Source organism: Furfurilactobacillus sp. WILCCON 0119, from assembly GCF_053471565.1.
The window spans coordinates 60138-75694 of the sequence record NZ_JBPCCV010000001.1; the positions used below are offsets into that span (position 1 = coordinate 60138).

Below are 15557 nucleotides of genomic sequence, written 5' to 3' on the forward strand. Positions count from 1 at the left end.
TCATTCGCCACCACGTACAGTTGCGCGATGGCGAATGACCGGTTTACGTTAAGCAGCGAATTATTGGTATGAACGTGGAGATCTTAAGCAAACGAATTTAGAAGTAAGAATGCTTAACAAATGTGAGGGACGAGTGGCATACTTATTAATAGTAAGTAAGAAGGGAAGTCTTAATCATGACAGTAGTAAATGGATATGAACAAAGTGATCGTGAAGAGAAGCTAACAATCGTTAATTTGGAGTCACTTGAAGCACGTGCAAAGGAAATCATGCCAACGGGTGGTTTTGGTTACGTTGCTGGTGGGGCAGAAAATGAGTGGACAATGCATGAAAACCGGGATGCGTTTAATCACCGGCAAATTGCACCACGCGCATTAAGCAACATCGAGAATCCAGACTTATCGACGGAAGTATTTGGGATCAAGCTGAAGACGCCAATCATGATGGCGCCAACGGCTGCTCAGGGGTTGGCTCACTCCCAAGGGGAAGTAGATACAGCACGCGGACTGGCTGCCGTTGGTGGGTTGATGGCCCAAAGTACTTATTCTTCTAAATCAATTTCAGAGACTGCTGCCGCTGCTCCTGAGGCGCCTCAGTTCTTCCAACTGTACATGAGTAAGGACTGGGACTTTAACCATCACTTACTTGATGAGGCTGTTAAAGCAGGGGTCAAAGCCATTATTTTAACGGTTGACGCCACGTTGGGCGGCTACCGTGAAGCTGATATTGTTAATGATTTTGCCTTCCCAATTCCGATGTCAAACCTGGTTAGTTACAGTAATGGGACCGGCCAAGGCAAAGGAATCAGCGAAATTTATGCTTCAGCTGCGCAAAAGATTGGTCCTGATGATGTAAAACGAATTGCTGATTACACCCACCTTCCAGTAATCGTTAAGGGGATTCAAACACCAGAAGATGCTCGTTTAGCCATTGCGGCGGGCGCACAAGGTGTCTGGGTTTCTAATCATGGTGGCCGGCAACTAAATGGTGGCCCAGCATCCTTTGATGTGTTGGAAGATGTTGCCAAGGCAGTTGAGGGTGAAGTACCAGTTGTTTTTGATAGCGGTGTTCGGCGCGGTTCGGATGCGTTTAAGGCACTCGCCAGTGGCGCCGATTTGGTCGCATTTGGCCGGCCAACAATTTATGGTCTGGCACTTGGTGGTGCATTAGGTGTTCAATCTGTTTATGAACATATTAATGAAGAATTGCAGATTGTGATGCAATTGGCTGGCACAAAAACGATTCAAGATGTTAAAAAGACCGACTTACTGAAGCTTCAGTATTAGGTCAATCGTGAAATAAACGGTTTGAGCAGTGCTTTTGGCACAGGGCTCAAACCGTTTTTAGTTGGTGTGGTTCACGGGGCGACGACGGAACCGGGGCAATATTGGCAACGATTTTCGGGGGCTTATAGGTTCAATACTGGTGTAAATGACGTATAATGAGAATATTCTAATTTAGATGAGAGGATATATTATGGCTGAAATAACCCGCTTTTATGATCAGTTCCAACCAACGAACTACCAAGTTTTCTTAGAGATTGACCGTGAGCAAAAGCTCATCAGCGGCCGGACCGTTATTATGGGCTCGGCAGTAACACCAAACATTGCGGTTCATCAAAAGAATCTGCATGTAACTGCTGTTAAAGCAGATGAAGTTGCTGTTCCGTTTACCGTCGATGATTCGGCTGACGCCCTGAACATCGAACTATCAGAAGCAGGGGTCGTTGGGCTAACCATTACGTATACGGCACCACTGACGGATACGATGATGGGCATTTATCCGTCTTATTACAACGTGGATGGTGAACAAAAGGAAATCATCGGAACCCAGTTTGAGACAACGTTTGCACGCCAGGCCTTTCCGTGTGTGGATGAACCTGAGGCAAAGGCAACGTTTGATCTAGCCATCAAGTTTGATGAACAACCAGGTGAGACCATTTTAAGCAACATGCCAGAAGTGCGGCATGAGGATGGAGTTCACTACTTCGATACAACCATGCGGATGTCAACGTACCTTGTTGCCTTTGCGTTTGGTGACCTACAAAGTAAGCAAACGACAACGACCAGCGGTGTCCAAGTCGGTGTGTTCTCAACTAAGGCTCATAAAGAAAATGAGCTTGATTTCGCATTGGACATTGCAAAACGCTCAATTGAATTTTATGAAGATTTTTACCAAACACCATATCCATTGCCGCATTCATGGCAGTTAGCGCTGCCTGATTTTTCGGCGGGGGCCATGGAGAACTGGGGCCTTGTGACCTATCGTGAAGCATATTTGGTGCTTGATCCTGACAACACAGCGTTAGCGACAAAGCAATTAGTGGCCACGGTGATTGCCCATGAACTTGCCCACCAGTGGTTTGGTGATTTAGTGACCATGAAGTGGTGGGATGATCTGTGGTTAAACGAAAGTTTTGCCAACATGATGGAATATGTGGCCATTGATGCGCTTGAACCAGAATGGCACATCTGGGATAGTTTCCAAGCCGGGGATGTTCCAGCGGCCTTGCAACGGGACGCAACGGCTGGGGTTCAGTCAGTTCACGTTCAGGTGAATGATCCAGCGGAAATTGACGCCCTGTTTGACGCTGCAATCGTGTACGCAAAGGGAGCCCGGATGCTGGTCATGGTTCGTGCGTTGATCGGTGATGACGCGCTTCGTGCTGGCTTAGCCGCGTACTTTGAAGCGCACCATTTCGACAATGCGACCGGCGCAGATCTATGGGCTGCGTTAGGCACCGCTGCAAAGATGGATGTTGGGGCAATCATGACCTCATGGTTAGAACAACCGGGGTACCCCGTTGTGCATGCAGCGGTGGTTGATGGTCAATTGACGATCTCACAAGAACAGTTCTTTATCGGAGAAAAGCAGGATGCTGGTCGTTTGTGGCAAATTCCGCTCAGCAGTAATTACGAGCAAGTTCCGACGTTATTCACACAACCAACGCAACAACTGGGGGACTATGAACAACTTCGCCAACAAAACGGCAAGCCATTCCGGTTAAACGTGGGGAACAATGCCCATTTCGTCGTTGATTACGACGACACATTAATGACTGATCTGTTGAACCATCCAGCGGACCTTGATGCCAACGCACAACTGCAATTATTGCAGGACGCTCGGTTATTGGCTGATGGGCAACAGATTAGCTCTGCGACGATCATTCCGTTACTGCAACGGTTCAGTGGGAGTGAACAGGCAATTGTGACGGATGCCTTAAATCAGGGGGCAAATAATCTGAAAAAATTTGTCGAACCGGAAACAACGGCTGAAACAAGCCTCCAGTTGTTCTTTAATCATTTGAGCGCTGGTGCGGTGAGTCGCCTCGGGTGGTCAGCAAAAGCAACGGATTCAAACGACGATCAGTTGAGCCGACCACTGGTGTTGAGCGCGGCATTGTACGGTCAAAACGCCGACGCAATTGCGGCAGCCCACCAATTATTTACTGACAATGAAGCGCATTTGGATCAACTACCAGCCGCCATTCGGCCACTAGTTCTTCGTAATGAAGTTAAACACTTCAACCGGCAAGAATTATTTGATCAACTTTTGCAAGCTTATCAAGATAGCTCAGATGCAAGCTATAAGGGGGCCCTTTGCAGTGCCTTGACCAGCACAACAGAACCCACCCAAATTGCGGCGTTGATTGCTGTATTTGAAAATGCGGCGGTCATTAAACCACAAGATTTGCGTGCTTGGTATGCTGGTGTTTTGAGTAATCCTGCTGGCCAACAGGCGGCATGGGACTGGTTACGAAATGACTGGGCATGGTTGGATAAAACGGTTGGTGGCGACATGGAATTTGCCACGTTCATTACGGTGACGGCACGTGCGTTTAGAACGGCGACACGGTTGGCTGAGTTTAAGGCCTTCTTTGAACCGAAACTGACTGTTCCAGGGCTCACTCGTGAAATTGAGATGGACATCAAGGTGATTGAAGGACGCGTAAAGCTTATTGATGATGAGCAAGCGGCCGTTAATGATGCAATTACAACGGCCTTGACGCAGTTCTAATGGAGGAAATTGAAATGGTGACACGGTGTGACTGGGCGGATTCGTCACCACTGATGCAGGCGTATCACGATCATGAGTGGGGGAAACCACTGCATGATGATCATGCGTTATTTGAACTGATGTGCATGGAAACGTATCAGGCCGGATTGTCGTGGCAAACGGTGTTGAATAAACGGGCAGCATTTAATGAGGACTTTAAGGGCTATGACGTTGCTGTCGTTGCCGAGATGAGTCCGGAAGATTGGGAACCATTTTTGCAGGATGAGCGAATCATTCGGCACCGGGGTAAGCTGGCGGCGACGGTGAACAATGCGCAGGCGTTTCAACGGATTCAGGCAGCGTTTGGATCATTTGCAACGTATTGGTGGGCCTTTGTGGATAACCAGACCCAAATGAACGATGTGCCAACTATGACGGCAGTTCCGGGAAAAACGGATCTGTCCGTGGCGATTGCGAAGGATCTGAAAAAGCGGGGCTTTAAGTTTATGGGCCCCGTGGCAACATATGCGTACATGCAGGCAACAGGCATGGTGAATGATCACCTGAATGACTGCGAATTCAAAAATTAAGAGCGAAAAAATCTGCGTTGAGGCCCCCTCTGTTAACCCCACCACCATTAATGGGTGATTTTCCCATAAATGGCGGTGGGGTTAACAGAGAGCGGACCTGCGGATTTTTTCGCGTTTAAGGCAGTTCACCACCATTAATGGGTGATTTTCCCATAAATGGCGGTGGGGTTAACGGAGAGTGGGTCTGCGGATTTTTTCGCGTTTAAGGCAGTTCACCACCATTAATGGGTGATTTTCCCATAAATGGCGGTGGAGTTAACAGAGAGCGGGTCTGCGGATTTTTTTGTGTTTAAGGCAGTTCACCACCATTAATGGATGATTTTCAAAATAAGCATGTAAGCAAACAAAAAATGCCTAGCTCCCGTTGTGAGGGGACTAGGCATTTTGATTAGGCAAAAACGAGGAGCAGATAACAAACCAACTCAAACAACATGTAGGCAGTTGGAACGTATTTCTGTTTGAGCGCCGGGAAGTTATTCATAAACAGGTAGGTTACTGCAATGACACCAATAGCGCACACCCCAATCAATGATCGGCGCAACCACAAAGTGACGAGGATCAGCAAGACACCACTGATGAGGGCAGTTACGTTACGGCGCCGGGATTCAGTTTCAAAAATCGGGACCGTAAAGAAGGTTTGGCAGGCAAGCAGTGGGAGCAAATTGAGTAAAAACGTGGGTGACAAATATTGGTTTTGAAAGAAGAAGATGGCGCTGGAAACGGGAAACGTCGAGAGGATCGCATAAATAATCAATCCCCAAACGTTTTGAAGTTTTAACCACCGCATTTCGACGGCGAGCCAGAAGCCGGAAAACATCAAAAGCATCACCAAAATTTCGATGTTTCCTCGAATGATGCCTGAGAACGCCAGAAGTAGGCTAACTAAAATGGGAACGTGAGCCCAAAGTGATTTAAAGTTTGCTTGGAACATCAAAAAACTGGTCGCACTAATTGTGATTGTATAGGCCAGTAATAGCAATTGGCTGCCTTGAAAGGTGCCGCCAGTGATCCGGCCGTAGTGAAGTGGATAACTCCACCAGATGAGGTTTTGGGCAATGACAAAAATGAGGGTCAATTGCCAGGGCAGGTTGGTGAACCAGTCTGTGACGGTTCGGGAAGAACGTGTTTCAGTTGGCATGGTGACTCCTTTGCTGAACATAATATCTCTTCCCATGCTAATCAACTTTATTGAGTTGGTCAACGGGCAGTCGCTTTTTTTAATGATTAGAACGTGTTAGTATATGTAAGTTATAAGTTTCGTTCCCGATAGGATAAGCCGCTAGCTCGCGAATGCCTGCTAGTCGACTTAGAGGCCTTGTAACCGGAAAAAAAGATGGGGGAAATTAAAGTATGCAAGAGCGTCATTTATTTACATCTGAATCTGTTTCAGAGGGCCACCCAGATAAAATTGCTGATCAAATTAGCGATGCCATTCTGGATGCCATTTTAGCGCAAGATCCAACCGCACGGGTCGCGTGTGAAACGTCCGTGACGACCGGCTTGGTGCTGGTCTTTGGAGAAATCTCAACGTCTGCGTATGTTGACATTCAAAAGACCGTTCGGGACACAATTAAAGGCATCGGCTATAACGATGCTAGCATTGGTTTCGATGGCGACACTTGTGCCGTGTTAGTGGCAATTGATGAACAATCACCAGATATTGCCCAGGGGGTCGACGACGCCCTAGAACACCGTGATGGTGAAGTTGATCCACTGGACCAAATTGGGGCTGGTGATCAAGGGATGATGTTTGGTTATGCCATTGACGAAACACCGGAGTTAATGCCGTTACCAATCGCATTAAGCCACGCCTTAATGCGCCAGATTGCGCGACTACGTAAGGATGGAACCATTAGCTACTTACGGCCAGACGCAAAGGCGCAAGTGACTGTGGAATATGACGATGACAACCAACCGGTCCGTGTTGATACGGTGGTGTTATCCACGCAACATGATGAAGATGTCACGCTGGATCAGATTCATGATGACATCATCGAAAAAGTTGTTAAGGCTGTGATCCCGGCGAAGTTATTGGATGATCAAACAAAGTATCTGATTAACCCAACGGGCCGGTTTGTAATCGGTGGTCCACAAGGCGACGCTGGTTTGACGGGGCGGAAGGTCATTGTTGACACCTATGGTGGGTTTGCTCGCCATGGTGGCGGTGCCTTTTCTGGAAAGGATGCCACTAAGGTTGACCGCTCGGCCTCATACGCAGCCCGTTACATTGCAAAAAACATTGTGGCTGCTGGGTTAGCGCACCGGGTCGAAGTTCAGTTGGCCTATGCCATTGGGGTGGCCCAACCCGTTTCCATTTCTGTCGATACGTTTGGAACAGGGCGTGTTAGTGAGGCAACGCTGGCTGCTGCGATTCGCGACGTCTTCGATCTTCGACCTGCCGGCATCATTAAGATGCTGGATCTCCAACGGCCAATCTACAAGCAGACGGCGGCATACGGCCACTTTGGCCGGCCTGACTTGAACCTGCCGTGGGAACAAACGGACAAGGTGACTGCGTTAACAGAAGCCGTTGCAAAGCACTAACATTAACTAAATTATTGGATTTGAACCACGATCCCCGGTAGACTGGACGACTACAGCTACCAGGGGTCTTTTTTTAATCAAGGAGGATTTTATGGCGAAACGCACGAACACAACGAACGTGACGCTGGTAACGGTGGCCATTTTTGTTGCAACGTTTATGTCGGCAGTCGAAGGGACCATTGTGTCAACGGCGATGCCAACGATTATTGGTGATTTACACGGAGTGACCCTGATGAACTGGGTCTTCTCCATCTATTTACTGACGAATTCACTGGCAACGCCAATTTACGGAAAACTCTCGGATCGAATTGGGCGAAAGCCCGTTTTCTTATTTGGGCTGGCGGTCTTCATTTTTGGGTCGATGATGAGTGGCCTGTCGAATTCCATGATGACCTTGATCTTCTGGCGGGCGATTCAGGGAATTGGTGCCGGAACCATTATGCCGGTCTCGTTCACGATCATTGCGGATATTTATCCGTTTGAAAAACGGGCACAGGTGGCCGGGTTAAACGGAGCGGCATGGGGCATTGCTTCCGTTGTTGCGCCGTTACTTGGTGGTTTTATCGTTGATCAATTGAGTTGGCACTGGGTCTTTTTCATTAACATTCCGATCGGGCTATTGACCATGTTAATGATCATGGTTTACCTCCACGAACCGCGTCAAGAACGGCCAACGGCACCGTTAGATCTGGCGGGGAGCGCGTGGTTGACCTTGATGCTATTAGGGTTGATGTATGGGTTTCAGGTTCTTGGCGAGGCGCCGCTTTCGTGGTGGCTTGTTGGAACAAGCTTTTTGTTAGCGGCGGTGGGGCTCATCGGCTTCATTCACCAGGAACGGCGGGCTGAGGATCCAATTATTGATTTAGCGCTGTTTAATAACCGAACGTTTGTGATTCAAAACTTAACGGCTGCGTTGGTCAGCGGCTACCTTGTATGTTTTGATGTGTACATTCCAACCTGGACGCAAGGACTATTGGGGCTGCGGGCGTCCGAAGCTGGATTTGCGATCACACCATCGTCTGTCATGTGGATCGTTGGTTCGTTTATTGCGGGTAAAATTATGGGAAAACTGACACCGCGCCAGGTGGTGTCGATCAGCACGACCATTGTGTTAGTTGGGGCGATTGTTCTGGTTCTTCTCCCCGTGCAACCGGCGTTCTGGGTCTTCCTAGTTATTTCCGCGGAACTAGGTGTTGGGTTTGGCTTAACGATCACCAGTACCTCTGTGACGACCCAACACTTAGTCGATCCCAAAATTATCGGCATGGCGACATCGTTCAATACACTGTCCAGAAGTTTGGGGCAAACGTTTATGCTAGCCGTGTATGGCATCGTAATGAATACAACACTAGCGCATGGTGCAGAGACGCACGCCCATGTCAGTGTGGGGATGTTAAATGATCTAATTAATCCACAGACAGCGCGTGACTTGCCGGCTCATTTGTTGCCGACGCTCCGTCAGATTATGAGTCAGGGTGTGCACAACGTCTTCTGGGTGGCCCTGGGGTTAGTCGTTGTGGCATTACTCGCAAACATTATTTTTGATCGCCCAAAAGCAACGGTCGCTGATCCAAAATAAGTTAAAAAAATCCGGCTATCAGGACGCATTGATTGTCCTGGCAACCGGATTTTTAGTGGTTATCGTTTTTCAATGGCGAGCAAATAAGGGGGCTGATGCTGCTGGTTAATAAAGCCGTAGTGAAGCACCTGAAACTGCCTTTGTGGTAGGTGGCGGACAAAGTCGGTGACAAGATCGGCCTCCGTTTGCCCACCAGGATGGCCAGTGTAAACCACAATGGTAATGAGGCCACCACGGCGTAAATGATCACAACAGGTTTGAAGGGCCGCGATGGTCGTTTGCCCGCGTGTAATCAAACTATGATCCCCACCCGGAAGGTAACCGAGGTTAAACATGGCCGCACTGATTATTGTGTTGTCATTAATGTGGTCAACCAGATGTTCATGACCATCGTGAATGAGCGCCACCTGGGGCCGCAATCCGGTTAAAGTTAGCATGGTTGCCGTTTCATCCAGCGCGGCTTGCTGAATGTCAAAGGCCAGGACGTGGCCTGTTTTGCCAACCCGTGCTGCTAAGAAGCGGGTATCATTTCCCTGGCCCACCGTGGCGTCAACAACGGTATCACCCAGTTGAATTGTGGGTTCTAAAAGCTGATGACTAAACGAAAGCGCGTTATTAAGTGGCATGAGCAAATCTCCTTACCAAATTTTGATTGCAGGAACCGTTGTTGTTTTAAAGAATGCGTAACGAACGCAGAACAATTCGCAGAGTGCAAGACCCACGCCGGCTGCAACATCACTTGGATAATGGACACCAAGGTAAATCCGACTGAGACACACACCGATAATGGCAAGAATCAACAGGGTGTCGAAGACAAGGCGAAGGGCGAGGCGATCCACATACAGGTTGCACAGGAGAATGAGGGACCCGTACATGAGCGTCACGTTCATGGCGTGACCACTGGGGAAACTATAGCCAGACGCACTGACAAGATGAAACAGCGTTGGCCGGGGCCGCTCGACAAGTTGTTTGGCAATTTGATTGATAATGAGGGCGCCGACCCCCACGTTGACCAAAAAGAACGCCCCACCAAGCCGCTTTTTCCGCCACCATAATCCGGCAAAGAAGACGAGCATCACGAATAAGGTAATGTGCGGATTGCCCAAGCGGGTAACGCTTTGAAAGAACCATGTCCGTTCTGGGGTTACGGGTTGGCGGATGAGGTGCGTTAATTGATGATCGAATTCGGCAAGCCAGTGGGCATCTGTGAGGACGCCGCTCAGTAACAAAATGAAAATGACGGCACCACCACCAGCAAACGCCCAGCGCCAGCGTTGCCATTGGGAACGAGAAAATATTAAGATAATTATGACCCCCAGTTTTATCTCTTAGTATAGCATGATGTTTTCTGGCCTGACTTGCCAAGCCTCCGCGAATTTGCTATGCTATGAACAATAATTTTAACAGGTTAACAGTGACGGATCAGTAGTGAACGACCAGACCTTAAGCGAGCTGACGGGGGTGCGAGTCAGTGGTTTGATGTTTACGAACTCGCCGGGATTCACTGAGCGATTGAACCCGCGTTAAGCGGTGTGTAGACCACTTCGTTTGTCAGCGTTAATGACTAAAGTGTTCACCAGCAATGGTGAAAAGATAGGTGGCACCGCGGAGAGATTCGCCCTATTGGTTGTGATGAGACAACCAGTAGGGCTTTTTTTGTCCAGTTTGACCTGTATGAAATGTCATGAAGGAGGCACAATATGCCGTACGATCATAATGAGATTGAAAAAAAGTGGCAAAAATTTTGGGATAAGGATAAGACCTTTAAAACACCTGATTTTGCCGATAAACCAAAGTATTACGCGTTAGATATGTTCCCTTACCCATCTGGTCAGGGGTTACACGTTGGTCATCCGGAAGGGTACACAGCAACGGATGCAATGAGCCGGTTGAAGCGGATGCAAGGGTTTAACGTGCTCCACCCAATGGGCTGGGATGCCTTTGGTTTGCCCGCAGAACAGTACGCACTAAAGACGGGGCACAACCCCAAGGGCTTTACGGATCAAAACGTTGATGTTTTTCGGCGTCAGGTGAAATCATTAGGGTTCTCATACGACTGGGATCGGGAAATTAACACGACAGACCCGGCCTACTACAAGTGGACGCAATGGATTTTTGAACAGCTGTACAAACGTGGTTTAGCTTACGAAGACGAAATTATGGTCAATTGGGCCCCTGACTTCATGGGTGGAACGGTTGTCGCTAACGAAGAGGTCGTGGACGGCAAGACCGAACGTGGTGGCTACCCCGTATACCGGGTCCCAATGCGGCAGTGGGTGCTAAAAATCACGGCTTACGCTGACCGGTTAATTGATGACTTGGAAGACCTTGATTGGCCTGAAAGTATCAAAGAACAACAACGTAACTGGATCGGCCGTTCCGAAGGGGCCAGTGTTTTCTTTGACGTTGATGGCGCCGATGAAACAAAGATCGAGGTGTTTACGACGCGCGCCGACACGCTTTTTGGGGTCTCATACCTTGTTTTAGCACCTGAACACCCATTGGTCGACCAAATTACAACGCCGGAACAAAAAGCGGCTGTGCTGGCCTACCACAAAGAAATCGAATCTAAATCTGACCTTGAACGGACAGACTTAAATAAGGATAAAACTGGTGTGTTCACCGGTGCTTACGGAATCAACCCAATCAACGGTGAACGGTTACCAATTTGGATCGCCGACTATGTGTTGGCGTCTTACGGAACGGGTGCTGTAATGGCAGTCCCAGCGCATGATCCTCGTGATTACGAGTTTGCAATGAAGTTTAACCTGCCGTTGAAGGAAGTTATTGAAGGCGGCGACCTAAGCCAGGAAGTTTACACAGGCGATGGGAAGCACATCAATTCTGGCTTTTTGGACGGCATGGATAAAGCAACGGCCATTAAGGCAGCCATCGAATGGATCACTGAACATCACGTTGGGGCCAAGAAGGTGAACTACCGGCTTCGGGACTGGATTTTCAGTCGCCAACGTTACTGGGGTGAACCAATTCCCGTTATCCACTGGGATGACGGCGAAACAACGTTGGTTCCCGAAAATGAATTGCCATTGACGTTACCTGACACCGATCAATTGGAACCTTCCGGCACGGGTGAAAGTCCACTGGCAAACATTGACGACTGGGTGAACGTTACTGATGAAAACGGGCGTCACGGAAAACGGGATACCAACACCATGCCACAATGGGCTGGCTCATCATGGTACTTCTTGCGCTACATTGATCCACATAACGATCAAGCGTTGGCAGATCCAGAAAAACTCAAGTATTGGTTGCCGGTTGACCTCTACATTGGTGGGGCTGAACACGCGGTGCTTCACTTGTTGTACGCTCGGTTCTGGCATAAAGTGCTGTATGACCTGGGTGTCGTGCCAACCAAGGAACCCTTCCAAAAGTTGATTAACCAGGGCATGATTCTTGGTGATAACCATGAAAAGATGTCGAAATCAAAGGGGAACGTGATCAACCCTGATGAAATCGTCGATAAGTACGGGGCCGATACTTTACGGCTGTACGAAATGTTCATGGGACCACTGGAAGAATCGAAGCCATGGAGTGAGGACGGCATTAACGGGTCATACAAGTGGATTCAACGGGTATGGCGGTTGATGATCGATGAAAACAACCATCTGCGTGACCGGGTCACGACCATTAATGACGGTAAACTGGATAAAGTTTACAACGAAACGGTCAAAAAGGTCACTGAGGACTACGAGCGGATGCACTTTAACACCGCGATTTCGCAGATGATGGTTTTTGTAAACGAAGCCAACAAGGTGGACGCGCTTCCAGTTGAGTACATGGAAGGCTTCATTAAAATGTTAGCGCCGTTGGTACCACACGTTGCTGAAGAACTGTGGAGTTACTTCCATGTTTCTGACACAATTAGTTACCAACCATGGCCAACGTTTGATGAAAGCAAACTTGTGGAAGCAACGGTTGAAGTTGTCTTGCAAGTTAATGGAAAAGTGAAGGGGCACGCAACGGTTGATAAGGACATCAGTAAAGATGACCTTGAAGCCATTGCCATGGCTGATGAGCATATGCAAAAGGCATTAGCTGGATTAACAATCCGAAAAACCATCGTTGTCCCAGGCAAACTGGTCAACGTTGTGGCCAACTAACGTAAGATAATGAAACGACTAATTTCCTGTGTTCGGGAAGTTAGCCGTTTTTGTTTGGTCTGTAGTGGTGGGGGATTTTAGTTAGCGGAATGGTGCGGCAATTTCCCGAAAGCACGTTATTTTTGCTTAAAATCAAGTATAATTAAAGCACTGATTTTTATGGACCTTAAGTGGCCGAGAATCTGGTAAACTGATAAAGCTTGTGTTTTCCTAAAGCTTATTTACATGAATTTTTTTAGCAATAAAGCGCGGTACACTAGTAGCTTAGAGCAACGTTCGAATTTAAAAAAGAATTGAGAAGTTTATGTCTAAAAAAGAGTCAACAACAAACGATGAACAATTACCGACTAGAAAGCAGTATCGCCGGCGTCAACAACGACGGGAACTGTTTGGTCGCTTTGGATTATACGGGGAGTCAAAGGCAGCTGAAACGGAAGAAACGCCGGTTGAACCTGAATCCGAAGCAAATGACACGGTGTCATTAGCAGAGGAACAGGCGGAAGAACATAAGGCTGCGGCAACTCCAGAGGCTGTGAATGAACCCGCTAAAGAAGCGGAATCAGCTGCGACAATGGCGAGTGCGGCCGCAGATAAGCCAACTGCGACGGCGTCAACGGCAGAACATGATGACCACCAAGCGATGTCAGCTGCCGTGTCTGCGGCAAAGACACCACACGTCATTTCCAACCAATGGGCTGGTTATGGCGATCAAGCGACGCCACAAAGTGTCACCAGTGAAGCACCACGTCCGCTGGAGGATCTGCTGAACGGGACGCAGGTGATTACACCGGTGACAAAACACATGGTGGATGAGGCAACGTCAGCGGCGAAACCAGCTGATAGCGCGGCAACCGTGGTGACACCAACATCAGGAAACGAGCAGGCTGACGGTGACAAACCGGTCACGTCTGCCGAACCTGTGCAGCACCAGCAGGCGTCACCAGTTGTCCCTCAAGCAGAGGTGACTGAGGCGCCCGTTGAGGCGGTGACATCGACATTGTCTGAACCAGATGAACCGTTGCGGACGGTTCCAAAGGCAACGGTCCATGATGAAGATCTGGGCGCCATTGTTGAACAACCGGGGTTTGAAGCGGGGAATGTTTCTGACCAAGAGCAGATCCTTCGTGGAACCGGGTGGATGACCGCGGCCAGCATCACATCACGGGTGTTGGGCGCTTTGTACATCATTCCCTGGGTTATGTGGTTTGGAACGTTTTATAACCAAGCGAACGCACTGTTTTCAAAAGGGTACAACGTGTACTCTATTGTGTTAATGGTGTCGACGGCGGGGATTCCTGCCGCAATTTCAAAGTTGATTGCCCATTATAATGCCCTGAATGAGTATGGGGTGGGGTTCCGGTTGTTTAAACGGGGGATGATGCTCTCCCTCATTACCGGGATCGTGGCTGCTTTGTTATTGTGGATCTTGGCACCATCACAGCTATTGACCACCGGTGATCCGAATGTCATTCCGGTCTTGCGCTCACTCACGTTAGCAGTCTTTGTTTTCCCAACGTTGTCCATGATGCGCGGCATGTTCCAGGGGTATCACATGATGGCCCCCAGTGCGATTTCGCAGTTCATTGAACAAGTTGTCCGGGTCATTTATATGCTGTTAACAGCCTACTTGATTATGGAAGTGGGTAACGCACCGGCGAAAAACTGGCCACACGCAGTTGTGCAATCAACATTTGCAGCCGGACTAGGTGCCATTGTTGCCGTTGGCGTTTTGGCTTACCAGATGTGGCGCTATCGTGGTTACTTCAGAAATAAAATCGCGGGCTCGCAAGAAGGTATCATCATGTCCACGCCACAATTGCTGAAGCAGATCATTTGGCAGGCGATTCCGTTTACGATCGTGCCAAGTGCCATTGCGATTTATCAATTATTTGATCAAATGACGTTCTTTAAAATTATGCACGTTACGTCAAACTTGAGCTATGCGGCGCAAAATACGCTGTATGCGTACTTTGATTTTAATGCCAACAAGATCATCATGATCACGGTTTCGTTGGCCTCGGCCTTAGCGGCAACGGCGATTCCGTTATTGACGGAGGCGCACACGTTAAAGGATAATTCCGGGACGAGCAAGCAAATTAACTTTACGCTGGAACTGTTTAGTTTCATCATGATTCCCGCATCACTTGGCATGGCAGCCATTGCGGTGCCTCTGTACACCGTTTTCTATCGGTATTCACTGGCTGGTTCTGTGATTCTTGAATTTTCGGCCTACTTGGGCATTTTATTCGGATTGTTCACGGTGCTTTCAACGGTGATGCAAGGGGTTGATGAAAACCGTGCGGTCATTTGGTACATGGTTGTGGGCTTAATTGTGAAGATGGTGCTCCAATTTCCAATGGTGGCGTTGGCACAACCAATGGGGCCATTACTGGCCACCACCGCTGGCTTTGGCGTATCATGTTTCCTGATTTTCCGTAATTTGGATCACCACTTTGACATTGATTACGATGGCCTATTACAAAAGGTGAACCAGATTATTATCTTCTCGTTGGCAACCTTTGTGGTGGCGCGGTTATCCGTTTGGGGCTTGGACCACGTGATGAATACGCAGTTTAAATCATTAGCCTTTCTTGAAGTGCTAATCGCCATGCTTTTAGGTGGCGGTGTTTACATTTATCTTGCGTTACGAACACGGTTAGCAGATGAGATGCTTGGTGATCGGGTGGCCGGTTTACGGCAACGTTTACACATTAAGTAGGTTACTGG

10 protein-coding genes, 1 riboswitch and 1 other annotated feature are annotated in these 15557 nt (G+C 48.5%); of the genes, 7 read left to right on the plus strand and 3 right to left on the minus strand.

What is annotated here, in order from left to right; translation table 11 throughout:
• Positions 1–176 precede the first annotated feature (176 nt).
• The 3 genes from ACRYI5_RS00375 to ACRYI5_RS00385 all read left to right on the plus strand — a co-directional run bounded on the left by ACRYI5_RS00375 (position 177) and on the right by ACRYI5_RS00385 (position 4586).
• Positions 177–1286, plus strand: coding sequence for a lactate oxidase (locus tag ACRYI5_RS00375; protein ID WP_448223844.1), 1110 nt, complete (start codon positions 177–179; stop codon positions 1284–1286).
• Between the two features lie 190 nt (positions 1287–1476).
• Complete coding sequence (locus ACRYI5_RS00380; protein ID WP_448223845.1) at positions 1477–4017, plus strand: M1 family metallopeptidase; 2541 nt, start codon at positions 1477–1479, stop codon at positions 4015–4017.
• Positions 4018–4031: 14 nt separating this feature from the next.
• Positions 4032–4586, plus strand: coding sequence for a DNA-3-methyladenine glycosylase I (locus ACRYI5_RS00385; protein WP_407880821.1), 555 nt, complete (start codon positions 4032–4034; stop codon positions 4584–4586).
• A gap of 388 nt (positions 4587–4974) precedes the next feature.
• Here ACRYI5_RS00385 and ACRYI5_RS00390 read toward each other — a convergent pair whose 3' ends face one another.
• Entirely contained in the window at positions 4975–5724 is a 750-nt protein-coding gene (locus tag ACRYI5_RS00390) for a hypothetical protein (RefSeq protein ID WP_448223846.1), read from the minus strand.
• A gap of 105 nt (positions 5725–5829) precedes the next feature.
• Positions 5830–5939, plus strand: a riboswitch (SMK box riboswitch).
• On the opposite strand from ACRYI5_RS00390, the gene metK reads away from it, so the two are divergent.
• Together metK and ACRYI5_RS00400 are read left to right on the plus strand one after the other, a co-directional pair.
• Entirely contained in the window at positions 5937–7130 is a 1194-nt protein-coding gene (metK, locus tag ACRYI5_RS00395) for a methionine adenosyltransferase (protein ID WP_448223847.1), read from the plus strand. It overlaps the preceding riboswitch by 3 nt.
• 91 nt (positions 7131–7221) lie before the next feature.
• A complete protein-coding gene (locus ACRYI5_RS00400; RefSeq protein ID WP_448223848.1) occupies positions 7222–8709 on the plus strand; it encodes an MDR family MFS transporter in 1488 nt (495 codons plus the stop codon).
• Between the two features lie 59 nt (positions 8710–8768).
• Here the strand turns inward: ACRYI5_RS00400 and ACRYI5_RS00405 are convergent, their stop codons facing one another.
• Entirely contained in the window at positions 8769–9335 is a 567-nt protein-coding gene (locus ACRYI5_RS00405; RefSeq protein WP_448223849.1) for a class I SAM-dependent methyltransferase, read from the minus strand.
• 12 nt (positions 9336–9347) lie between these two features.
• A complete protein-coding gene (locus ACRYI5_RS00410; RefSeq protein ID WP_448223850.1) occupies positions 9348–9938 on the minus strand; it encodes a phosphatase PAP2 family protein in 591 nt (196 codons plus the stop codon).
• Positions 9939–10117: 179 nt separating this feature from the next.
• Positions 10118–10335, plus strand: a binding site (T-box leader).
• 74 nt (positions 10336–10409) lie between these two features.
• Here ACRYI5_RS00410 and leuS point away from each other — a divergent pair.
• Both leuS and ACRYI5_RS00420 read left to right on the plus strand, forming a co-directional pair.
• Positions 10410–12830, plus strand: a complete 2421-nt coding sequence (gene leuS / locus ACRYI5_RS00415; RefSeq protein WP_448223851.1) for a leucine--tRNA ligase — start codon at positions 10410–10412, stop codon at positions 12828–12830.
• A 304-nt stretch (positions 12831–13134) separates the two neighbouring features.
• A complete protein-coding gene (locus ACRYI5_RS00420) occupies positions 13135–15549 on the plus strand; it encodes an oligosaccharide flippase family protein (RefSeq protein ID WP_448223852.1) in 2415 nt (804 codons plus the stop codon).
• Positions 15550–15557: the final 8 nt, after the last annotated feature.